Annotated in this window: 14 protein-coding genes and 1 other RNA gene; 5 read left to right on the forward strand and 10 right to left on the reverse strand. The window is 35.9% G+C overall.

Going from position 1 to position 24,001, the window contains the following annotated elements; all coding sequences use genetic code 11:
- Nucleotide 1 precedes the first annotated feature (1 nt).
- From pdhA to DOS84_RS03785, 7 genes are all read right to left on the reverse strand, one after another.
- Nucleotides 2–997: a pyruvate dehydrogenase (acetyl-transferring) E1 component subunit alpha gene (pdhA, locus tag DOS84_RS03755; RefSeq protein WP_111408778.1), complete on the reverse strand. Its 996-nt coding sequence runs from the start codon at nt 995–997 to the stop codon at nt 2–4.
- 27 nt (nt 998–1,024) lie between these two features.
- Nucleotides 1,025–2,536 (reverse strand): Do family serine endopeptidase, encoded by a 1,512-nt coding sequence (locus DOS84_RS03760; protein WP_111408779.1) that lies wholly within the window; start codon nt 2,534–2,536, stop codon nt 1,025–1,027.
- A gap of 42 nt (nt 2,537–2,578) precedes the next feature.
- Nucleotides 2,579–4,312: an acetate--CoA ligase gene (gene acsA, locus DOS84_RS03765; RefSeq protein ID WP_111408780.1), complete on the reverse strand. Its 1,734-nt coding sequence runs from the start codon at nt 4,310–4,312 to the stop codon at nt 2,579–2,581.
- 162 nt (nt 4,313–4,474) lie between these two features.
- Nucleotides 4,475–7,156 (reverse strand): formate dehydrogenase subunit alpha, encoded by a 2,682-nt coding sequence (gene fdhF, locus DOS84_RS03770; protein WP_111408781.1) that lies wholly within the window; start codon nt 7,154–7,156, stop codon nt 4,475–4,477.
- Between the two features lie 19 nt (nt 7,157–7,175).
- The gene (locus DOS84_RS03775; protein WP_111408782.1) at nt 7,176–8,024 is read right to left on the reverse strand and encodes a formate/nitrite transporter family protein; all 849 of its coding nucleotides are present in this window, start codon (nt 8,022–8,024) and stop codon (nt 7,176–7,178) included.
- A 30-nt stretch (nt 8,025–8,054) separates the two neighbouring features.
- Entirely contained in the window at nt 8,055–10,502 is a 2,448-nt protein-coding gene (gene ppsA, locus DOS84_RS03780; protein ID WP_111408783.1) for a phosphoenolpyruvate synthase, read from the reverse strand.
- Nucleotides 10,503–11,072: 570 nt separating this feature from the next.
- Nucleotides 11,073–11,762 (reverse strand): aspartate/glutamate racemase family protein, encoded by a 690-nt coding sequence (locus DOS84_RS03785; protein ID WP_111408784.1) that lies wholly within the window; start codon nt 11,760–11,762, stop codon nt 11,073–11,075.
- 353 nt (nt 11,763–12,115) lie between these two features.
- Between DOS84_RS03785 and DOS84_RS03790 the strand changes: the two genes are divergently transcribed.
- The 3 genes from DOS84_RS03790 (at nt 12,116) to fumC (ending at nt 17,125) form a co-directional block, all read left to right on the forward strand.
- Nucleotides 12,116–14,827 carry a M16 family metallopeptidase gene (locus tag DOS84_RS03790; RefSeq protein WP_111408785.1) on the forward strand — a complete coding sequence of 904 codons (2,712 nt, stop codon included), beginning with the start codon at nt 12,116–12,118 and terminating at the stop codon, nt 14,825–14,827.
- Nucleotides 14,828–15,257: 430 nt separating this feature from the next.
- Nucleotides 15,258–15,668, forward strand: a complete 411-nt coding sequence (locus DOS84_RS03795) for a hypothetical protein (RefSeq protein ID WP_111408786.1) — start codon at nt 15,258–15,260, stop codon at nt 15,666–15,668.
- A 71-nt stretch (nt 15,669–15,739) separates the two neighbouring features.
- Complete coding sequence (gene fumC / locus DOS84_RS03800) at nt 15,740–17,125, forward strand: class II fumarate hydratase (RefSeq protein WP_111408787.1); 1,386 nt, start codon at nt 15,740–15,742, stop codon at nt 17,123–17,125.
- Between the two features lie 173 nt (nt 17,126–17,298).
- Here the strand turns inward: fumC and DOS84_RS03805 are convergent, their stop codons facing one another.
- Entirely contained in the window at nt 17,299–18,501 is a 1,203-nt protein-coding gene (locus tag DOS84_RS03805) for an NAD(P)-dependent oxidoreductase (protein WP_111408788.1), read from the reverse strand.
- Between the two features lie 408 nt (nt 18,502–18,909).
- On the opposite strand from DOS84_RS03805, the gene DOS84_RS03810 reads away from it, so the two are divergent.
- Complete coding sequence (locus DOS84_RS03810; protein WP_111408789.1) at nt 18,910–20,118, forward strand: serine hydrolase domain-containing protein; 1,209 nt, start codon at nt 18,910–18,912, stop codon at nt 20,116–20,118.
- A gap of 165 nt (nt 20,119–20,283) precedes the next feature.
- Nucleotides 20,284–20,680: a transfer-messenger RNA gene (gene ssrA / locus DOS84_RS03815) on the forward strand.
- A 362-nt stretch (nt 20,681–21,042) separates the two neighbouring features.
- On the opposite strand, the gene DOS84_RS03820 is transcribed toward ssrA, so the two are convergent.
- Together DOS84_RS03820 and DOS84_RS03825 are read right to left on the reverse strand one after the other, a co-directional pair.
- Nucleotides 21,043–22,980: an OmpA family protein gene (locus DOS84_RS03820; RefSeq protein ID WP_111409068.1), complete on the reverse strand. Its 1,938-nt coding sequence runs from the start codon at nt 22,978–22,980 to the stop codon at nt 21,043–21,045.
- 105 nt (nt 22,981–23,085) lie between these two features.
- A complete protein-coding gene (locus DOS84_RS03825) occupies nt 23,086–23,994 on the reverse strand; it encodes a PorP/SprF family type IX secretion system membrane protein (RefSeq protein WP_111408790.1) in 909 nt (302 codons plus the stop codon).
- Between the last annotated feature and the right edge of the window lie 7 nt (nt 23,995–24,001).

Below are 24,001 nucleotides of genomic sequence, written 5' to 3' on the forward strand. Positions count from 1 at the left end.
TTTAAATTCCTGTGTCACTATAAACAAATTTTGTCAATTGATCTGTTGGTTCCCAAGTTCCTGCTTCCGCGAAATCGACCGCCAACTGGATTTTATGTTCAATCTTTTGCTTCATTAACTCTATTTCTGCTTCTGTAATCCATTCTTTTTGCAAAAGAAATTGTTGGAATTGCGGAATAGGATCTCTTTTCTTCCATTCCTCCACTTCCTTTTTATCTCGATATAATTCTGCGTCAAACATCGAATGTGCTTTAAAGCGATACGTATTGCATACCAAAAAGAATGGTTTTCCTTCACTTCTCACCTTCTGGACGGCCCTATTCGCTGCATCCATAACAGCATTCAAATCCATACCATCTACCTCGGCAGACTCAATACCATAAGCCGCTCCTTTTTTCACCATATCAGTCATGGCATGGGTATACTTTAAGGCCGTGCCCATAGCATACAAATTATTTTCACAAACAAATAAAACAGGGACTTTCCATAATGCAGCCAGATTCATGGCCTCGTGAAATTCGCCTTCGGCAGCGGCGCCTTCTCCAAAAAAACAACAGGTGATGTTTGTTTTCTTTTGCTTTTTGGAAGCCAAACCCATCCCTACAGCTACTGGAAGATGACCACAAACAATGGCATTGCCACCAAAAAAATTTTTGGCCACATCGAACAAATGCATTGAGCCTCCTCTTCCTCGGCTGCAACCTTCCTGCTTGCCATACATTTCGGCCATGATGACATCGGCGTCCATTCCCCTGGCCAAAGCATGACCATGTTCCCGATAAGTAGCCAACACATTATCATCCTCATTTAAAGCCTTTATTACCCCAACTGCAACTGCTTCTTCACCTATATACAAATGAAGAAATCCTCTAATCTTGGTTTTGGTATATTGTTCTGCTGCCTTTTCCTCAAATCTCCGAATGAGTTGCATTTGGTACAAAAATAAAAGCCCTTGCTTTAGATCAAAAGGAACTGTTGTTGTGACTGACTGTAACATATTCTAGTTTTTTTATTATTTTCATTTTTAAAGACCAAAAGCATAATAATAGTAAGTCGGATCATTTGCATATTTTCCTTCAATCATAATCCCTCTACTTTTTGACCCAACTGCATCCATAAAGGATTTAATCGTAGAAACAGGCCTGTTATTTATGGATGTAATCACAAACCCTTCTCGGATATCGGTAAACTGTTTCAACCTGCCTTCATCAATTTTTGTGATTTTCAATCCCGCTGTTAAGTTGTATCTTTTTTGATCTTCTTTGTTAATTTCGACAAGTGTAATTCCCAAATTTTTAAGTATATCCGTGTTTTTAGCTGACTTAATTGGTTGATTTACCTCTTGTTTCTTCAATGTTGCAATAAGTATTTTTTGCTCTTTACCATCTCGAATTAAAGCAATTCTAACTTTTTCTCCTGGTCGTTTTCGCATGATGATTTCCTGCAGTTTGGATGAAGTATTCGTTTCTATATCATCAATCTTTATAATTACATCTTTCGCTTTTACACCAGCCTCTTTTGCAGCACCTGTCGCTGAAACGCTATCCACATACACACCATTGGCACGCTCGATATTCAACTCCTTAGCAATGGTACTGTTCATATCTCGGATTGCAATTCCTAAAACTCCTCGTTCTACCACTCCAAACTTCATAAGATCATTCGTCACTTTTTTTACAATATCCACAGGAATCGCAAACGAATATCCAGCATAAACACCAGTAGGGGTGGCTATTGCGGTATTAATACCTATCAGTTTTCCTTCCAAGGTTACTAATGCGCCTCCACTGTTGCCAGGATTTACCGCTGCATCTGTTTGAATAAAGGATTCGATTGCGCCTTGATTGCTTAAAATGTTTATATTTCTGGCTTTGGCACTTACAATTCCAGCTGTAACGGTAGATGCCAGATTAAAAGGATTTCCAACGGCAACCACCCATTCGCCAACATCAATAGTATCACTGTCACCAAACATAATAAACGAAAGATTCTGTTCATCGATTTTAATAAGCGCAAGATCTGTTTGAGGATCTGTGCCAATTATTTTAGCGGGATAAGATCTTCCGTCAAACAAGGTAATCTCAATTTTATCAGCATCTTTTACAACATGATTATTTGTTACAATATAGCCATCAGGTGTTAATATTACACCCGAAGCACTGCCAATTAGTGGCTCCGAATTCTCGTTAGGCCGAAATTTATATTCTCTAAAATAAGGATCGTCTTTAAAAAAATCTTTAAAAAACTCTGGCAAATCATAAAAATCATTTCGGTCGTTGTTATCATAGTATTGTCTTTGTCTATTCAACGTACATTTAATATTAACCACCCCGGGCGTAGCAATCTTAGCAGCCATTTTGAAATCTACGTTGCCAGAATAGGATACTTTAGCATAGTTTACAGCATTACTATTCTGAATATCTTCAATATTCTTACCGCTATTTTTATCTTGTGCGTGGCATCCTTGTATCAAAAGAAAGAGGCTAAGCAAAAATATAGCTTGACTATATAAATGGATTTTTTTTAAAGTTGTCATGATTCAAATTAATTTTTTGTTACAATTTCTATTACTATTTTTTCAGGATTGTTCTAATGTTGAAATATCGCCTTCCGGTAAACCCAGTTCGCGCGCTTTCAATAATCGCCGCAAAATTTTTCCGCTTCGGGTTTTAGGGATGTTTTCGACAAATTCAATTTCTTTTGGAGCCACGGCCGGTCCCATTAATTTTCGGGCAAAACCCATAATATCCATTTGAATTTCCTCATCGGATTTTATACCACTTTTCAAAACCACGAATGCTTTTACCAACTCTCCAATTATGGGATCCGGTTTTCCAATAACTGCCGCTTCCGCAATTGCCGGATGCCGCATTAGGGTACTTTCAACCTCAAAAGGGCCAACCATATGCCCCGAAGTTTTGATAATATCATCAGCACGGCCGATAAACCAGAAATACCCATCTGCATCTTTTTTGGCCAAATCACCGCTGACATACCATTCGCCAATAAAACATTTATTGTACCGTTCTTCTTCATGCAGATATCCTCTAAAAAGGGATGGAAATCCTTTTTTTAAAACCATATTTCCCTGATTATTGGGTTCTGTAATAAACTTTAATTCTTTATCATTAATTTCGGCAATATCAATGGTAACGCCTGGCAATGGTTTACCCATCGATCCAGGTTTTACTGTCATCGAAGGATAATTAGCGATCATAATTCCACCCGTTTCGGTTTGCCACCAATTATCAAGAATTGGAATTCCAAACTTTTCCTGACCCCAGATCACAGCTTCGGCATGAAGCGGTTCTCCCACGCTCAGAATTAATCGCAGCGCTTCCAGATGGTATTCTTCACACGGCTTTATATCCAACCGCATTAATCGTCTAATGGCCGTAGGTGCCGTGTACCAAATCGATATTTTATGCTCTTCCAGAATCGAATACCATCTTGTGGCATCAAATTCTTCTTCGTCAATAATACTCATTACACCATGAAGCAAAGGAGTAATTATACCATACGAAGTTCCTGTTACCCAACCCGGATCTGCAGTACACCAATAGCGATCATCATCATGAAAATCAAGTACATATTTCCCAGTGGCATAATGAGTTAGTACAGCTTGATGTACATGTAATACTCCTTTAGGCATACCGGTCGTTCCACTGGTAAAATGCAGTAATGCCGCATCTTCAGGATTGGTTTGTGGAATATTAAATTCCTCACTGGCCTGTTCCATAAGTTTAGCAAAAGACATTACTTGCTCTGAAAAATGTTCGGTAGCATCTGTTAGGATAATGAAACGAAGTGAGGGAAGTCTTTCCAGTAATGGTTTTATTTTTTTATCAAATAAAAGAGAAGTTGTAACTAAAACTGTGGCATCGCCCCTACTCAACCTTTGGAAAACAGGCTCTGGACCAAAAACGGAAAATAACGGACAAAAAACAGCCGTATATTTTAATGTTCCCAAAGCTGTAATATACAATTCGGGGATTCTTCCGGCAAAAGAAAAAACACGTTCTCCTTTTTTAACGTCCAACTTTTGAAGCACATTCGCAAATTTGGATGTCTGTTTTTTCAGTTCGCCATAATTAATATCTTGAAAACTTCTGTCTTTTCGAATAAAACGAAGTGCAACCGTATCTTTCAAATGGGTTTGAGCATGACGATCTATAGCCTCATAAGCGATATTCAATCCTTTCCCGTCAGGTAGCCCATTTAATTCTTTGGCAATTTCATCCCATGAAAAAGAAGCTTGCACTTTTTCATAATTCAAAAGATGGTGCTCAATATTGTTTTTGGCGGAAATCATATCTTATTTTATATAAATGGAACCAAATCAAATCATAAAATGTTTTTATTTACTGTATAATGTCAATATATAAGGGCTCGGAATTTGAAAAAAACAGGAAGACTTGGGACTGCTTCTCGCTTGTCAATTGATCTTAAAATTACTTCATAAGCTTATGAATTTTCATGAATTCAAACGCTGCTTTATTTTTTCTATACGTACAGCTGTTATTTTGTATTCGGGTGTTTGTACATAATTATCTCTAAACGGTCCAGTTATTTTGTTTATAAACACTTCTGTATTACTGAATGTTGTAAAACACTCCCCTTTTCGAACATTGTCATCCATTTTTACTTTCAAAAAAGCAGTTCCGTATTTACTTGAAATTTTAGCCTTTTCCCCTTCTTTCATTTTTATATCGATGGCATCAGCAGGATGAATATGTAAAAAATCAGTAGGATGGATTTTTTTATTGGAAGTTCTGTAAGTCATCGTTCCAGAATTGAAATGATACAATTCCCTGCCGGTGACAAGAATAAAAGGATACGATTCGGAAGCTTGCTCAAGTGTGTGAACGAAATCGATTTGAAAAAGTTTTGCCTTATCACCAATCGGGAAGCTTTTCTCGTGAAGGATTTCGGTACCGGGATGATTTTCGTCGGGACATGGCCATTGCAAACCATTGTTTTCAATCCGTTGATAGGTAATTCCATGAACCGCTTTCCACGCCAATCTGATTTCATTCCAGATTTCTTCAGCGGATGTATAATTGAATAACTCCTTTTTATCCATTTTTTTAGCCAATGCGCATACAATTTCCCAATCGGTTTTTACCTCTTCTGGCGCCGGGATTACCTTTCTGATTCTTTGTATTCTTCTTTCGGAATTCATAAAAGTGCCTTCTTTCTCGAATGAAGAGGCAACAGGAAGAAACACATTGCCAAATCGTTTTGCGGTTTCGGTCAGGAACATATCTTGCACAATGAGCAAATCTAGATTGCTGAACGCTTTTTCGGTATGACTTGAATCCGGCATGGTAAAATAAACATCGAAACCCACAATCCACATCGCTTTGAGGTTGCCCAATGCACCATTGTCAATCATTTCGGGAAGCGTGAGTCCTTTTTTATCGGGTAAATTGGTTTTCCAAAGTGCTTCAAATTGTACCCTTTCCTTATTTACGGAAGCAAGCCCCGTATAGGATCCCGGCTCGCAGCCCATCACGGCCGCTCCCTGCACATTGTTTTGTCCCCTTAAAGGGTTGATTCCGGATCCGGATTTACCGATGTTTCCTGTAATCAGTGCCAAATTTACCAAAGCCATTACCGATTCAGTTCCTTGCGTATGCTCGGTTAATCCAAGTCCATGAAAACACATCGATGGCGACTTAGTGGCATATAAACGGGCGGCTTCCCGAATCAGTTGTGCCGAAACATTGCATATCTTGGAAGCGCACTCAGGAGTCCATGCACTGATGAATTCTTTAAAAGTATCCCAACCTTCCACTCGATTTTCTATAAACTTTTCATCAATCAATCCTTCCGCTATGATAACATTTGCCATGGCGTTAAAAAGCGGAATGTTAGTGCCTGCCTTTAACTGCAAATGATATTTGGCATATTTGGAAAGTTCAATTTTTCGAGGATCTATTACAATCAAATTGGCACCATTCAACACGGCCTGTTTGATTCTTGCCCCAACAATTGGATGGCTTTTGGTAGTATTGCTTCCTGAAATTAAAATTGTTTTGGTTTTCTCAATATCGTCAAACGAATTGGTTGCCGCTCCGGTTCCCAACATCATACTCATGGCTTTGGCTGTGGGCTGATGGCAAACCCTTGCACAATTTTCTATATTATTTGTTCCAATAACCGCTCTTGCAAATTTTTGTATCAGATAATTTTCTTCGTTTGTTGCTCGGGCTGAACCAATAATTCCAATGCTGTCTGGGCCATACTGCGCAGAAATCGCTTTAAATTTCTCGGAACAAAAAACGAAAGCCTCTTCCCATGAAACCTCTTCCCATTCTCCATTTCTGCGAATCATGGGGTGTTTTATACGATCCTCAGCATAATTATAATTCCACGCATAGCGTCCTTTCACACAAAGATGTCCTTTGCTTACGGGAGATTCCATTACAGGATGAATCCCTATAATTTTTTCGTTTTTGGTTTCCACGTTTATTTCGCATCCCACACCACAATAGGCACAAACGGAACGAGTTGTTTTCTCCGCAATACCAAATTGAATAACATTTTTGTCTTCGATAGCGCCTGTCGGACAGGTATCTGCGCAAGCGCCACAACTTACACAGGAACTTTTGTTAAACAATCCTTTTGAATCGGAAACAATTTGTTCTTGGTCTCCCCTTTTCGACATATGCCACACGAACTGTCCTTGCAGTTCATCACATATCCTGATGCATCTCTCACACTTGATACATTGTGACATATCAACCTGAATATAGGGATGGGAAATGTCTTTATGCGTTTTGGTTTTAATTGATAATTTGCCTTTTAGATTGTAATGATTCAACCAATAATGAAACTCCTTATCAGGATTTTTTTTAACGGCTGATTGTGGATACTCTTTGGCCATCATGCCAAGAATCTCTTTTCTGTAATCCTCTATTTCCGGTGATGTGGTTTCGATTATCATTCCATCCAAAAGCAGGGTGCTGCAAGACGGTTGCCAATGCGAATCCTCATTTACTTTTACAAGGCAACTGCGACACACCGATGAAGATGAAATGCGCCTATCATGGCACAGCGCAGGGATTTTAATAGCATTGTTTTGCAACAATTCTAAAATGGTTGTTCCTGCTACAAAGGAAAAAAGACGATTATCAATTTTTACTGAAGGCATCCATTTATTTTTATGGTATTCATTTTTTACTTCTTCTTAAAAAAACAAACCAATACAACAAACCCACCAATACGGCTCCACCTATTATATTGCCAATAGTAACAGGAAGTAAATTATTAAATAGGTAATTACTCCATGAAATAGAATCATAATTTAGCTTCGATTGATGAACTAACTTTAAAAATTTATGATCACCATGATTTAACACCAAAATAGCTTCGGGGATAAAATACATGTTTGCAATACTATGCTCAAAACCACAAGTAACAAAAGCAGTTATGGGAAATAGAATCGATGCAATTTTTCCGGCTATTGAACGCGAACTGAAACACAGCCAAACTGCCAAGCAGACCAAAATATTGCACAAAATTCCTAACATTATCGCCTGGACAAATCCCAATTCGCATTTGGTTTTGGCGATATTGAGCATGTTTATTCCCACAGCACCGGAAGCAAATGAATATTGCTTGGAAAAAAACAGTAAAAGGGCAATAAATAGTGCTCCTATCATGTTTCCCAGATAGACCGAAAACCAATTCTTTACGATTTGGAAAGTACTTATTTTTTTATTTGCCCAAGCCATGATAATCAAATTATTGCCGGTAAACAATTCTGCACCACCTACGATCACAAGAACCAGTCCTAGACTAAAAGAAAATCCCCCAAAAAGTCTTGCCATCCCATAAGACATAGTCGAACCCGCTGTAACAGTTGTAAAAAATATAGAGCCAAAAGCGATAAAAGCTCCTGCAAGCATAGCTAGAACAAGCGTTTTTGATACAGTCATATTCACTTTTGAAACGCCTATCAATTCCGCTTGCAGTGCCATTTCGGGAGGAAGCAGGGAATCTACATTTTTTACATTCATTTTTTAGTATTTAAATAGTAAAACAATGCCTTAAAATAGCTGATCCAATTCAGCGATGCTTTCAATTATTTTTTTTTGAAAATCTTTTTCCGCTTCCAAAATGTTTTCAATTCCTTTTATCAGTGCATCAGGATTAAAAGAAATACTGTCAATGCCTTCTTCAACCAGAAACTTCGCAAAAGCGGGAGTATCGCTGGGTGCCTGACCGCATAGTCCCACTTTAATTTTGGCTTTTTTCCCCATTTTTATTGTTTGTCGTATCAAAGCTTTGACAGCTGGATTTTCTTCGCTAAACAAGTAACTCACTAATGAAGAGTCACGATCCAAGCCCAAAGTCAGTTGCGTTAAATCATTAGAACCGATCGAAAAACCATCAAATAGTTTTGCAAATTCCTCTGCCAATAAAACATTGCTTGGAATTTCAACCATTACATACACTTCCAATTCGTTGACGCCTTGCACCAATCCGTTTTTGTCCATCTCTGCCAATACCATTTTTCCTTCTTCAACCGTTCTGCAGAAAGGAATCATCAATTTCACATTGGTAAGCCCCATTTCGTTCCGTACTTTCTTCATGGCTTCACATTCCAAAGCAAATCCTTCCCGATAGAAATCACTGTAATAACGTGAAGCTCCCCGAAAACCAATCATTGGATTTTCTTCCTCTGGCTCAAAGAATTCGCCCCCAATGAGGTTTCTGTATTCATTACTTTTGAAATCACTCATTCGCACAATAACATCCTTCGGATAAAAGGCCGCGGCTACTATCGATACCGCTTGCGCCAATTCATCCACAAAATATTTTTTAGGATCGGTATAGTCTTTGGTTAATTCTTTTATAGTCGAGATTACTTTTTCATCTTTCACTTTTTCGAGTTCACACAAAGCCAGCGGATGAATTTTTATAGTATTCGAAATTGCAAATTCCATTCGCATGAGACCGACGCCCTGATTTGGAAAATAACTCAACTCGAAAGCTCTTTCAGGATCGGCCAAAATTAACATAGGATCGGTTTTTGGCATTTCAAGTTTACTGAAATCATGCTCTTTTACTTCCCATTTCAATACGCCTTCGTAAATGTTTCCTTCTTTACCCTCGGCACAGGAAACCGTAATTTCCTGACCATTTTTTATAATGGAAGTGGCATTACCGCAACCCACAACAGCAACAGTCCCCAGTTCGCGCGCAACGATGGCGGCATGGCTTGTGCGGCCTCCTTTGTTGGTAATGATTGCCGCAGCTCTTTTCATTATAGGGTCCCAATCCGGGTTGGTCAAATCGGTTACTATAATTTCACCGTCTAGCAATAAATTTCCCTCATGTGGACTGTTTAGGATTCGCGCTTTTCCTGAGATTATTTTGTCTCCTAATGCTATTCCTTTCACCAGAAGCGTCCCTTTTTCTTTCAGTTTGTAAACTTCCCGGACTTGTTTATTTATTTTTCCGTGAATAGTTTCCGGGCGAGCCTGAACGATATAGAGTTTATTATTGAATCCGTCTTTGGCCCATTCAATATCCATGGCTTTTTTATAATGTTTTTCAATTTTATAACACCATTGTGCAAGCTGGATTACATCTTCATCGTTTAACGTAAATTGATTTTGTTTTTCGAATGCAGTATCGGTATTTACAATCGTATTATCAACAGATAAGCTTTCGGATGTATCAGAATAAATCATGGTAAATTCTTTCCGTCCACAATGTCTTTTTAAAATAGGGTTTAAATTTTGGTTTTCTAAAGTAGGTTTAAAAACCATCCACTCATCTGGTGTAATGCTACCTTGCACAATATTTTCACCCAATCCCCAAGAACCATTGATAATGATGGTGTTTTCGAAACCCGTGTCGGGATCTATCGTAAAGGCCACTCCGGAAGATGCTTTGTCACTGCGCACCATTTGCTGAACTCCTACTGAAATGGCAATGTCTAGTTTGTCAAACCCCATATCAATTCGGTATTTTATGGCGCGATCTGTATATAAAGAAACAAAGCAGCGGTGAACGGCAGTCACTAATTGTGCTGACCCACTGATATTCAAAAAAGATTGCATTTGCCCCGCAAAACTTGCCGTAGGCAAATCTTCAGAAGTTGCACTGCTACGTACTGCCACATCAAGATTGTCTTTCCCACATTGCTCACAAAGGGATTGATAGGCTTTGTCAATTTCTTTCCGAATCTCTTCAGGAATTATTGCCGATAAAATAAGGGCACGCGCCTTTTCGCCTATAACGGAAAGATTCGAGTAATTTTTAGTATCCAATTGAATCACTAATTCTTCAAGTGGTTTCTCCAAATGATTTTTTTTGATAAAAAAACGGTATCCATTTGCAGTGAGGGCAAAACCGTTGGGAATGGCAACCCCCATGGGGCTAAGTTGGTTATACATTTCTCCAAGTGAAGCGTTTTTTCCACCAACTTTACCAATTGCGCTAATATCAATTTGGTCAAAGAAAAGTATGTGGCTGTAGTTTGACATGTCTTATCGCTTTTAACGTTAGAATGACAGTTTGAGTAAAAGACTTCAAATTATAAACGTATTTTGACACACATTTTAATTGAATAAGTAAATCTGTTTTTTAAAGTTTTCTAAACACTAAAATTGAGGCTGTCCGTAAATGACTTTTAGCATTTTTATTGGCATTTTTTTACCATTATGGGAAGTAACAAGTAGGAATACTTCCTTAATAGAACCGGCGTTTATCGAAAATAAAATTGCAGTGGCCTAAATAAAAACCAATTAATATGTATTTATTGTATTACAGGACGCAATAAAATACAACTCTGAAATTCTCTTGTTTTTTAATTATTGATAACTCCGTAAATTTAATGAAATATAATGGTTATTTAAATATTAAGAGCCTTTTTTATCTCAAAAAAACCTTATTTAAAACGCTGCTAAATAACTACTTACACATAAAAATAACATAGAAATCGGCATAGTGTCAGCAAATTGTTTAATTGCGTAAAATGCGTAACAAATAAATTTTACTTGGCTTATTTAAGGTTTTAATATCACTCCATAAATGCTCGAAATATTTCAATACTTTTAGCTCAAAGCAAAAGCAACAGCTGCATTTGAATGAATCAAAGCAGTATCAAAAATGGGAACTGTTACCATTTCTTGCTTAACTAATAATGGAATTTCAGTACAACCCAAAATAATTCCTTGGGCTCCTTCATTTATAAGTTTTTCGATAATAGAAAGATATTTCGCCTTGGTATTTTCCAGAATTACTCCTTTTCCTAACTCATTAAAAATAGTATCGTGCAAAAAATCTCTGTCGTCTGCTTCAGGTATTATTGCTTCAATATCAAGAGCTGATAATTTTTCTTTAAAAAAATCCAATTCCATCGTAAACTTTGTTCCAAGTAATCCCACTTTTTTAAGATTGCCCTTTTGAATTTCCTTTGCAGTTTCAGTGGCAATGTGTATTAATGGTAAATCGACGCTCTCCTGAATTCGATCAGCAATAAGATGCATTGTATTGGCACAAAGAATAATCGCTTCGGCACCACAGTTTTTTAAATTTTGACACGCTTTTGACAACATGTTGAATGTCGAATCCCAGTCGTTGTTTTCATTATTCCTTTTGATATCATCATAATTAAAAGAATAAATCATGCACTCGGCAAAATTAACTCCGCCTAACTCTTTATTGATTCCCTCATTTATAAACTTATAATAATCTGCCGTTGACACCCAACTTATTCCACCTATGAGTCCTAATTTTTTCATTTCTTTTTTATTAATTTATTCCTGCCAAGGATTAAAAATAAGAATATAAACCTATGAAAAGACTTAGCACACCGCTATTAATAAACTTAATCTGGTTTTTCCTTTGATAATTATCCAATATTCAATACTTTGACTACTACAATTCCTTGTTTTTAACTTCCTTATTCAAAAAAAATAAAGCAATGTATTTCAATGAATTAAAGACAATTTTAATACTTTTAAAAAGAAATTTTTAAAACAAAAAATAAAAAATAAGGGAAGAAAAAAACTTTCTTAAATTTTTCAAAACAACTGATTATCCTTTCATAAAAAAATATATTTTTACAATATAAACTTACAATTAAACTTTAAAAATGAAAAAATTAATTCTTGCTATGTTATTTGTTGCCTTTTGGGGTACAAATTCCTTTTCCCAAGAAGCTGTTTTTGTCACTTCGGTAGAAGGCATAAAAGAATATAGCTTACCAAATGGAATGAAAATTTTGCTAATTCCAGACGCTGCACAATCAAATGTGATTGTGAATATTGTCTATGGTGTTGGTTCGCGCCACGAAGGATATGGTGAATCGGGAATGGCCCATTTGCTGGAACATATGTTATTCAAACGCTCCTCAAAGTTTACGGACATCAAAAAAACAATTGCCGATAAAGGTGCTCAAGCCAATGGTACAACCTATTATGACCGTACCAACTATTATGAAATTCTACCAGCAACTGATGAAAACCTAAAATGGGCCTTAGACATGGAATCGGACAGAATGATAACTTCCGCCATACTGCAATCCGATTTAGACAAAGAGTTTAGTGTAGTTCGAAATGAGTTTGAAATAGGAGAAAATGACCCATCTGGAGTGTTAAGCGAACGTATTCTTTCTACTGCCTATTTGTGGCACAATTATGGAAAATCAACCATTGGAAGTAAAGAAGATATCGAGCGTGTTCCTGCCAGTCGTCTAAAAGTATTTTATCAAAAATATTACCAACCCAATAATGCTACCCTAATTATAGGTGGAAAATTTGATGAGAAAAAAACACTTTCCTGGATTAAAGAATATTTTGCCCCAATCCCAAAATCAAAAAACGAAATTGAAAAAACATATACTGTAGAACCAGCCCAAGACGGGGAACGATTTGTAGAACTCAAAAGAAATGGTGATCTTCAATACATAGGTATGGCTTATCACACTCCTAGTTATTCAGACAAAGAATATGCTGCCAATAATGCGTTAATCTCAATATTGACCAATAACCCTTCCGGTATTTTGTATAAGACTTTAGTGGAAACTAAATTATCAACTAATGTCTATGGATATACCTTGACATTAAAAGACCCTGCATTCAGTTATTTTGCCTGTGAAATTGCAAAAGATAAAGACATAAACACGGTCCAAAAAGCCTTTTTGGAAACTATGAATAATGTCCCTAAAATGACTTTTACGGAGGATGACCTTAAACGTGCCAAAAATGAATTGCTAAAACAATTTGAAAACACTTATAACAAAACCCTTAACTTATCAGTTGCCATGACAGAATTCATTGGAGCCGGTGATTGGCGCTTGTTTTTTATAGACAGGGACAATATCGAAGCGTTGACAGTTGCCGACATTCAAAACGCTGCCAAAAAATACTATTTGCAAAGCAACAGAACTTGGGGTCGCTTTATACCCGAAGCAACTAGCGAACGAACCAAAGTTAACGACACTAAAGACATAGCGGCTCTTGTAAATGGATACAAAGGAAAAACAATGGAGGCAAATACCAATACCTTTGAAGCCTCTGTTGCCAATATTATAAAATCCACTGAAGAAGGAAAATTAGCATCAGGAGGAAAATATGCTTTACTGGAAAAACCAGCCAAAGGAAATAAAATTGAAGCCCGTATATTGTTGAGAATGGGAGATGAAAAATCATTGAGTCAAAAATCAATGATTGCCAATTTAACAGCAAACATATTAAAATTAGGAACTAAAACCAGAACCAAAAAAGACATAAACGATCAGCTTGACCAATACAAAATAAACTTAAGCGTCGTTGGATCTGTTGATGGTTTATATGTGAGAATCAGTACCGACAAGGCCAATTTAAACAATGCTCTAAACTTGGTACAAGACATTTTAAGAAACCCTTCTTTCGATGCTACTGAATTTGAAAAATTGAAACTGGAAACCAAAAGCGGATTGGAATCGAACAGAAATGAACCTCAAGCTGTTGCAACTCAAGAACTGACAAAAATGACCTCTTTGTATCCAAAAACACATCCTTATTACTCGAAAACAATTGATGAAAGCTTGGCTACCTTAGACAAAATCACTATTGAAGACCTTAAGATTTTTTATGCAAACTTCTATGGCGGATCTAACAGCATATCTTCGTTTGTAGGAGGGATTGATAAAGATGCCATTAAAAAATTCTTGAGCAGCACTTTTGACAACTGGAACCCCAAAATTGCATACAAAAGAATTCCAACACAATATTTTGATGTAAAATCAACTGATAAGACCATGCAAATTAATGACAAAACGAATGCTATTTTATTTGGAAAAATAAATTTGAATGTTGGGAAGAAAAATCCAGATTATCCCGCTTTGGAAATGGCAAATGAGTTGTTGGGCGGCGGTGCTTTCCTTTCTTCTAGAATTCCGCAACGTTTGCGAGAAACAGAAGGTTTGAGCTATGGCGCTGGTTCTTATATACAAGCAAATGCTATTGATCCAACATCAGAATGGGGAATTTATGCCTTTTATAATCCAACAATGAAGGATAAACTGACTACAGCACTTAATGAAGAAATCCAAAAAGCAATCAGCAAAGGTTTCACCAAAGAAGAATTTGAAAGTTCTTTAAAATCTTGGTTACAAAACAGACAAACAATGCTTGGAACTGATGAGTTCTTGGTTCGTGAACTAAGAGAAAATATGGATTCAGGTCAAACTTTCAAAGACTATGAAGATTTTGAAACTAAAATTAAAAACTTAGATGTTCAAAAAGTAAATACTGCTTTAGTCAAATATTTTGATCCAAAAAAACTAGTGATTGTTCAAGCTGGAGATTTTGTTAAAAAATAATTTTTTGCTACTAAAAAACTAAAGCTCTTAGTTAAACAAAGAAGCTTTAAATTAGCAAAAACTTAAATCGGAAAAAGGTGTTGAGCAATCAACACCTTTTTTTATCACTATTTTTTCTTCGTGATTAAAATCTAAGACCAAATCATTGCTGTATTATTTGTAGCAAGCCACTTGGCCTTTATATAAAAAACTGATATTATGTATTTTACAAAAATAGTATCAGAGAAAAACTAAAACAAAACGGTGATTAATAATTTAAAATCAGCACTATTTTGTAACTTTATAAACCCAATTATTTTCCTAAAAATTATCTTTTTATTTCAAAAAACAGAAGTAGTAATTCATTTTTTAAATCTGCTAATCTCTCTTTAATAAATATTTTTTTGCCCTTTAAATAGTAAAGTTCATTTTAATTTTAAAAAACAAAGTCATGAAAAAACAAACCGGCATTTGGATTGATTCATCAAAAGCAATTATTGTTACTCTTGATGGTGGAAAACAAAGGATATCAAAAATCGAATCTGATTTAGAAAATAAAATATACCATGAAAAGGAGGGAAACAAAGGAACCTTTAGCGGAAGTCACCACAGTAATAACGAAAATAAATTTGAAGAACGACGAAAAAACGAAACAAATCATTTCTTAAAAAACATTCTATCGCATATCAAATTAGTCGATGAGCTTTATATTTTTGGCCCTGGCGAAACAAAAATAAAATTAGAACAAAAAATAAATACCGATAAATCATTCGATGCAAACAAACTAAAATTAGTTGAACCGGCAGAAAACAACATGACCACTAATCAAATAGTAGCCAAAATAAAAAAATTCTATCATTAAAAAAAAGGAGTATATTTATTACATCTTGGGAATAACCCCATTATTCAATTCAATATTAATGAACAATAAAAATGAAATATAGGATCGAAAAAGACACAATGGGTGAAGTGCAGGTACCCGCTGACAGATATTGGGGAGCACAAACCGAACGTTCCCGAAACAACTTCAAAATTGGTTCACCGGCATCTATGCCAAAAGCCATTATTGAAGGCTTTGCCTATCTCAAAAAAGCTGCTGCCTATACCAATTGCGAGTTGGGTGTGTTACATGTTGAGAAAAGGGATTATATTGCTTTGGTATGTGATGAAATTCTTGCGGGACGACTTTCAGATGAATTTCCACTTGTGATTTGGCAAACTGGCTCTGGTACACAAAGCAATATGAACGTTAACGAAGTAATTGCCAATCGCGCTCAGGTGCTGAAAAGATTAAGTATTACGGAAGACAAACCTTTTATAAAGGCCAATGACGATGTCAATAAATCACAATCTTCCAATGATACTTTTCCAACCGCAATGCATATTGCAGCCTACAAAACAGTAGCGGAAAATACCATTCCGAATATCGAAAAATTAAGAGATACACTTCAGAAAAAGGCAAAACAATTTCAATTCGTAGTCAAAATTGGCCGTACACATTTGATGGATGCCACTCCCCTTACTTTGGGACAAGAAATTTCGGGCTATGTGACACAATTGGATAATGGCCTGAAAGCAGTTAAGAACACTTTGGAACACTTATCCCAAATCGCATTGGGAGGAACCGCTGTAGGTACAGGATTGAATACCCCAAAAGGCTATGACATAAAAGTTGCCGAATATATCGCCCAATTTACGGGCCATCCTTTTGTCACTGCACCAAATAAGTTTGAAGCGCTGGCTGCCCACGATGCAATTGTAGAAACCCATGGTGCACTCAAACAACTGGCTGTTTCTTTGAATAAAATAGCCAATGATATCCGAATGCTGGCTTCGGGTCCACGTTCAGGAATTGGTGAAATACTGATTCCGGAAAACGAACCTGGTTCTTCTATCATGCCCGGAAAAGTAAACCCAACACAATGCGAAGCACTGACCATGGTTTGTGCCCAAGTGATAGGAAATGACATGGCAATTACCGTTGGCGGTATGCAAGGTCAATATGAATTGAATGTATTTAAACCGATGATGGCTGCCAACTTTCTGCAATCGGCCGAATTACTTGGTGATGCTTGCCACTCATTCGATATACATTGTGCTCAAGGAATTGAACCCAACTACAAACGTATTAAAGAATTAGTCAACAATTCGTTGATGCTTGTTACGGCTCTAAATACTAAAATTGGCTATTATAAATCGGCTGAAATTGCCCAAACGGCACATAAAAATGGCACTAGCCTTAAAGAAGAAGCTGTAAGGCTAGGGTATGTAACTCCCGAAGAATTTGATGAATGGGTAAAACCGGAGGATATGGTTTGAGAAGAATTTTAGATTACAGATTTTAGAATTCAGAAATTTGAAAAATGAATCCAAAGACCTATCAATTATTTACCGAAATCCTGTCATTTAAGCCTTATAACTGAAAAACCTGCAAATTGACAATTTTGCAGGTTTTCCTATTCCAATTATATTTTGGGAATTAGTCCTTAACTTTATTTTCCATCAACGTAATCCTGTAAATAACTAAAACGCTCGGTTAGTTTTCCGTTTTCGGTTATTTTAGCTCGTTTTAGGATACCGTCTTTGTCTCCGTTAAAAAAGGCAGGAATAACGTGCTCCGAAAACATTTCACCAAAACCTTCGCTGGCATCTTTAGGCAATTCACAAGGCAAATTATCAACGGCCATTACTACAATCGCTGCGGGATGAAAAACATCTACCTCTTTGTTTTCGCTAGGCAAGTAACCATATAAAGGTTCTGCAATGGTCGAAGAACGCAACGTACAGGCGACAGGTCCGTTTACATCACAGGAAATATCAGCCACAACTTTTATCTTGCAATCATTGGCCTGAAGCATTTCTCGACTCAAGATTACAGGAGCACCATTGCCATAAAAATGACCCGCAATGTAAATATCTGAAACTTTGGTAAATCGTTCAAAATCGGAAACATATTCCGATGGATTTTCGTGAAAATCAGTATAATCGAGTACTTGACCGTCTTTTCTTTTATTATAATCCAACACATCTATTTGAGTGTACACTGCTTGGGTGTAATTTTTAGTCAAATAATTGTCTGGTGTGACTTCCTTGATTTTCATGGCATCCAAAATTTCTTTGGCACCATTCCCAACTTTTCCGGTTCCTGTTACCACAATTTTTAAAGGAGGCAAAACCAATCTTCTTAAATGGGCTATCAATGCATCTTTGCCCGAAAGTGTTTCGGCTTTTGGCATTTTAAACAATTCAAATTTTAAACCGAACGCCCGAAAAGCATTGTAAGTACCTACAATTCCAGCATATCTTCCAAAACCGATTAATCTACGATTGTGCGAATCTATAATGGTTTCATGGTCATACAAGTCAATGTTTTTTTCCAAAATAGCTTGCAATAACTTTCTGTTATACGGTTGTTTTTTTATTGTATGCGAAAAAAAGAAATAGGCTTTATTAGGAATCAAGTTCTCAACCGGTACTTCTTTTACCCCAAAAAGAACATCACAATCACTTACATCATTGGTAACTTCAATTCCCATACTTTGGTATTGAACATCGGTAAAAATACGAATATCAGAACTTTCTACTTTTATAATACAATCATGATACAGTTGCTTTATTTTTGCCAATTCATTGGGTGAGAAAACAACTCTTCTATCGGGTGGATTTTTTCTTTCTTTTATGATTCCAAACTTCATTTCAATTATTTTAAAAATAATAAATATAACTTTATTTACTTAATTTGTTACAAACATAACAATTTATTTTAAAAACAAAATATATTTATATGATTAATTACAAAAGTCAATAAAAGTAGTCTAAACATTCCGTTTGGACAAAGTCGTTGCCTAATTAAGTCCCTTTTACGGTAAATTCTTTTGTTACTAGTACAATATTTCACCCCAATAGATACTATTGCCAACTACTTTCCATTCTCTTATCAAGAATAATGCTATTAAATTCCAGTCAATAACTAAATAGAATTTATTATCTTATTCTGAGCATCAGCCAAATAAAAATTGCTTTCAAAAAAAAGTTAAATTTTGAAAAAAACTATAAACCAAAAGTATTTGTTTCTATATATTTGCTTTTTTAGTACCACGAAAATGAATTATACAAAAAAGGCAATTATACTAAATTTACTGCTCCTAAACGTAGTAGTGAGCTCCTGTAAAAAAGAAACCAAACAGATAGAAAAAGCGGAAATAAAAGATGCCGATCTTCCGAAAAACGTATTGCCAAAAATGAAACCTTTGGTTAATGAAACGCCTAAACTCACCGCAGATTACATAGCAGAAAAGCATAGACAAATAGATTCTTTTTACAAGAAAAATTGGCCTAATAATAGTATGAATGGTGGTTTTCTTGTGGCTAAAAATGGGCAGATTATATACGAAAAATATGAAGGTTATGCCAACCTAAGGGACAAAACTCCCATAACGAGCACCACTCCTATTCATATCGCATCAGTGAGTAAAGTACTTACAGCTACGGCTGTTCTAAAATTAGTCAATGCCAAAAGAATAGACTTGGATCAAAAAGTGACTGATTTCCTTAAAGAGTTTCCCTATCCGGATGTTACGGTAAGAATGTTATTGGATCACAGAAGCGGAATGCGTAGTTATGCCTATTTTACGGATCGCGACAAAAGTGTTTGGGACAGGCACAACACGCTCACTAACCAGGATATTTTGACCATCATGGGGACCAAAAATATTGCTTTGGAGCAAAGAACGGGTACTCGATTTGCTTATTGCAATACTAATTATGCGATGCTGGCTTTAATTATCGAAAAAGTAACCAAGATGTCCTACAGAGATGCAATGGCTGAAATCATTTTCAAACCATTGGGTATGACCAACACTTTTGTACTGGATTTTGACAAGGACAAACATAATGTGGCTCCTTCCTACAAAGCCAACAGGGTCGAAATTGGCATTGATTATCTTGACAAAATTTATGGTGACAAGAACATCTACTCCACCCCCCGCGACTTATTGAAATTTGACAGAGCAAGGAATTCGCCCTACTTTTTGGAACCAGAACTTTTGGCACAAGTGTATACTGGATACAGCAATGAGCGAAAAGGTACCAAAAATTACGGATTGGGTATTCGAATGATTAATTGGGAAAATGGCAAAAATTTCTATTTCCATAACGGATGGTGGCATGGTTTTACATCTTCGTACATTCCTTTAAAAGACGAAAATGTCACTATAATTGCGTTGTCCAATAAATTTACAAGGAACACTTATGCGGTTCGAAAACTATCTGTAATATTTGGTGATTATCCCTTTAAAGTGGCAGATGAATAGATTGCAGACGACAAAATTCGGATATTAGAATATTGATTTTGGAAAACAGAAATTAAATTTTAGATTTGTTATTAATATTGATATTGAACTTACCATTGACTTTGCCAATAAATTAAACTATCTTTGCACAAGATTTAACCTGCACTCTTAAATCTAAAATAAAATGGGGTCGACTGGTTTTGACAGCAAGTCGAATTGGAAAGTAAGCACGTCGAGAACTGGGACAATTCTCGTAAATAAAAGGTCTCAAACATTTTACACGGCGAAGGAAACTACGCTCTTGCTGCATAATCTGAATCATAGTAAGATTAGCCTCGTCCTACCAGGTAGGAAAGCAGGATTCATCTCGAAAGCTTTGGTTTATAGCGGTCGATAAAGATGAATCGTAAATTTAAACCTAGATTTCCACAAGCTTCGGGTGGATTTCGAAACTAAAGAAGCTAAGCAAAGAGCGGTTGTTCCTGACCTAACTCCAAGTCGAAAATTAATTCAGGAAATAAACGTGTAGAAAGCTCTTTAGTTGCTTGTTTGGACCCGGGTTCGATTCCCGGCGATTCCACAAATTCATTTTCAAATGAATCCCACATCAAAGGAAATTTTTCTTCCTAACAAATGAAAAAGTGGGTTCCTGACATCCAAAATTTAAATACTTTTTGGAAGAAATCAAAAGCCTGTAAATCTTAGGATTTACAGGCTTTTTTGTTTTTACTGCTCACAAAATCCATCAAAATAATAAGCACAGGATAGAAATACTATTATCAAAAGAATAAAAAGATTGGAAGACCACAGTCTTTTTTAAAATAAGTTGGAGGCATATTTTTTTTTATTTAAGCCTCAAATAATTAAAGCAAACTGCCTTTATAAAAGGTTTGATTTTTAGTGCTTAAAATCAGTTTTTTTATAAAGGAAGCCTTGTACGTTTTATTATTTCACTATAATAAATTCGCTTCTTCTGTTGACTTGATGTTCAGCTTCCGAACATGTAACGCCATCCGAACATTTATTAAGCAGCTGAGACTCTCCATATCCTTTTGCTGTCAAACGCTTTTTGTCAATTCCATTTTTTACTAACCATGCCATTGTTGATTTTGCTCTTCGATCAGACAATTTTTTATTATAATCAGCACTATTTCTGCAATCAGTATGAGAACGAATATCGACTTTTATGTTTGGATTTTGTTGCATTACGTCCAAAATTTTAGCTAATTCTATAGCTGCATCAGGTCGAATGTTAGATTTATTCAAATCAAATAGAATTGTCTTTAATTCCAATACGATTGCTAAATCATCACCTATTTTCAATTCCTTAACTGATTTATCCAACATCAATGGCACAAATGTTGTTCCGGATTCACCTGCAATAACAACTGGCACTTCAATAGTGTTGTAGGCTTCTTTTTCTGCTTTAATGTAATATTTGGTATTACATCCAACTGGTCCAAAATTAAATTCTCCCTTGTTATCAGCCATGACTACTTTTAGCATTTTATACTCGCTGTCAAACAAAGTTACTTTTGACCCATCAAGTGATATTCCTGATGCTTTATCGGTTACTTTTCCGGCTAAAAATTGTTCGCAGGGATATTGAATTTTTTTAAGTTCTTTGAACTTATAAATGTCATCATTACCTACGCCTCCGTCTCTATTCGAGGTAAAATAACCAAGTCGTGTAGCCGTATTAATTAAGAAACCAAAATCATCTTTGGAACTATTCAATGTTTCGCCCACATTTAGTACTTTTTTATACCACTTCTCATTTTCTACTTTATAAACAAACACATCTAATCCACCTAACCCTGGATGTCCATCTGAAGCGAAATAAAGTTCATTGTCTTCTGTCATGAAAGGAAATGTTTCTCTCCCTTCCGTATTAATAATATCACCTAAATTCTCGGGTGTGCCAAAACTGCCATCTAAATTAATAGCGACTTTAAAAATATCCGATTGTCCTAATGTCCCTGGCATGTCAGATGCAAAATATAAATATTTTTCATCTGGACTTAAAGCAGGATGTGCCACATTGTAATTGTTACTGTTAAATGGCAATTCCGTTATATTATCCCAAGTCCCTTTCTTTAATGTTGCTCTATATATTTTCAGTAATATTGTTCCGTCTTTATCTTTTCCTTTTTTTTCTAAATAATTGTTTCTGGTAAAATAAACCGTTTCGCCATTTTTTGTAAAAACAGCCGTTGATTCATTGTATTTGGAGTTAATATTTCCAGAAATATGTTCAGCTGTAGAGAGTGTTCCATACTCATTTTTATCGGCCATATAAAGGTTTGTGTAACCTTCACCTGTCCAAGAATCCTTTCTTTCGTAAACATTTCCATTGGGTCTGGAAGAACTAAAAACTACTTTGTCTCCAAAAAACGAACTACCAAAATCAGAATATTCGGTATTGATTCCAGCATTTTCTATAGTATATCGTCCAGAATTTTTCTTGATTATAGCCAAATAGTCTTTTTGTTCAATCGCTAATTTTGCTCTTCGGTCATTAGCATTCATTTGACTGAATTTTGCCATCATTTGGTCGGCAGTATCATATTCTTTAACTGCTTTTAAGGATTGTGCATAACGATAATAATATTCTGGACTTAAATCGGGAGTCAAAGAATGTAATTCGCCATACCACTTGGCGGCATTCTGCAAATCTGCTTTAAAATAATAGGAGTTTCCTAATTTTTCGAGCATATCTGCTGATTTGTATCCTTTCTCAAATAGTCGTTCATACGTTTTTATGGCATCAACATAGGCAAATTGATCGTATTCTTTATCACCTTTGGCTAAACTTGACTTTTGCGAATATATATTTATCACACTAATGATAAACACTATAAAATAGGTAGTTATTTTTTTCATATGTAGATAATATTTGTTTTTTATAAGAATATGTACTTCACATATCTTCATTGGTGTTTGCGACCAATTTTCGGTCATGCTCATTTCATAATTATCTCTTTTTTTTTAGAAAAATCTCGGTGATACAACTCTCTCATGTTTTTTCAACAACTCAAATCGCAAAAATATTTCATGCGAGCCCGAATTATAATTGGTTAATTTGGTGGTTTCTAAATCATATCCATACCCAATATACAACCCCTGACTGACTTGAAAACCGGCCATAAAACTCACAGCAGCATCCCACCTCCATGCAGCACCCAAAACAAATTTTTCATTGAATAAAAAATTAGCGGATAAATCCACTTGCAATGGAGATCCCACCGTTGTTTTACACATAAAGGCAGGTTTAAATTGAATACTGGAACTTAAATCGAAAACATAACCTCCTATGAAATAGTAGTGCATACGCTCTATGGACGTTGCCATGGCATTATCGCTATAAAGATCCGTTTCCAAAAAATTAGGAACTGATAATCCTAAATAAAGCTTGTCTGAGTAAAAATAAACCCCAGCACCAATATTAGGCGAAAATTCATTGTCAATATTATTTTGAAATTTAGGGTCATTCAGATTGTACCGATTTAGTTTTGTATAATCGACATTCAACAAATGGACTGTTCCTTTCAGTCCTGCTGACAATCTATATACATTGGAAGTTTGAATGGTATAGGATACATCAGCCGAAATTGAAGACTCGTTTGATGCTCCTATTCTGTCATTTACAAAAGACAAACCAATACCAATATTTGAATTTTGAATTGGAGAATTTACAGAAAGCGTATTAGTCACCGGAGCTCCATCCAGTCCAACCCATTGGGTTCTATGCAAACCAAAAATGCTTGTCACTCCGCGACTGCCCGCGTACGCTGGATTGATATTAATTGTATTATACATGTAATTTGTATATTGAGCGTCTTGTTGTGCATATATCGATATATTCACTAACAATAAAATAATTACTAGGTTTTTCATATGTAGA

Origin of the sequence: Flavobacterium aquariorum (genome assembly GCF_003254745.1) — a bacterium.
GTDB lineage: Bacteria > Bacteroidota > Bacteroidia > Flavobacteriales > Flavobacteriaceae > Flavobacterium > Flavobacterium aquariorum.

Coding starts and splice junctions, on each gene's coding strand:
- pdhA (WP_111408778.1), bottom strand. CDS start 997: ATGTTACAGTCAGTCACAACAACAGTTCCTTTTGATCTAAAGCAAGGG.
- DOS84_RS03760 (WP_111408779.1), bottom strand. CDS start 2,536: ATGACAACTTTAAAAAAAATCCATTTATATAGTCAAGCTATATTTTTG.
- acsA (WP_111408780.1), bottom strand. CDS start 4,312: ATGATTTCCGCCAAAAACAATATTGAGCACCATCTTTTGAATTATGAA.
- fdhF (WP_111408781.1), bottom strand. CDS start 7,156: ATGCCTTCAGTAAAAATTGATAATCGTCTTTTTTCCTTTGTAGCAGGA.
- DOS84_RS03775 (WP_111408782.1), bottom strand. CDS start 8,024: ATGAATGTAAAAAATGTAGATTCCCTGCTTCCTCCCGAAATGGCACTG.
- ppsA (WP_111408783.1), bottom strand. CDS start 10,502: ATGTCAAACTACAGCCACATACTTTTCTTTGACCAAATTGATATTAGC.
- DOS84_RS03785 (WP_111408784.1), bottom strand. CDS start 11,762: ATGAAAAAATTAGGACTCATAGGTGGAATAAGTTGGGTGTCAACGGCA.
- DOS84_RS03790 (WP_111408785.1), top strand. CDS start 12,116: ATGAAAAAATTAATTCTTGCTATGTTATTTGTTGCCTTTTGGGGTACA.
- DOS84_RS03795 (WP_111408786.1), top strand. CDS start 15,258: ATGAAAAAACAAACCGGCATTTGGATTGATTCATCAAAAGCAATTATT.
- fumC (WP_111408787.1), top strand. CDS start 15,740: ATGAAATATAGGATCGAAAAAGACACAATGGGTGAAGTGCAGGTACCC.
- DOS84_RS03805 (WP_111408788.1), bottom strand. CDS start 18,501: ATGAAGTTTGGAATCATAAAAGAAAGAAAAAATCCACCCGATAGAAGA.
- DOS84_RS03810 (WP_111408789.1), top strand. CDS start 18,910: ATGAATTATACAAAAAAGGCAATTATACTAAATTTACTGCTCCTAAAC.
- DOS84_RS03820 (WP_111409068.1), bottom strand. CDS start 22,980: ATGAAAAAAATAACTACCTATTTTATAGTGTTTATCATTAGTGTGATA.
- DOS84_RS03825 (WP_111408790.1), bottom strand. CDS start 23,994: ATGAAAAACCTAGTAATTATTTTATTGTTAGTGAATATATCGATATAT.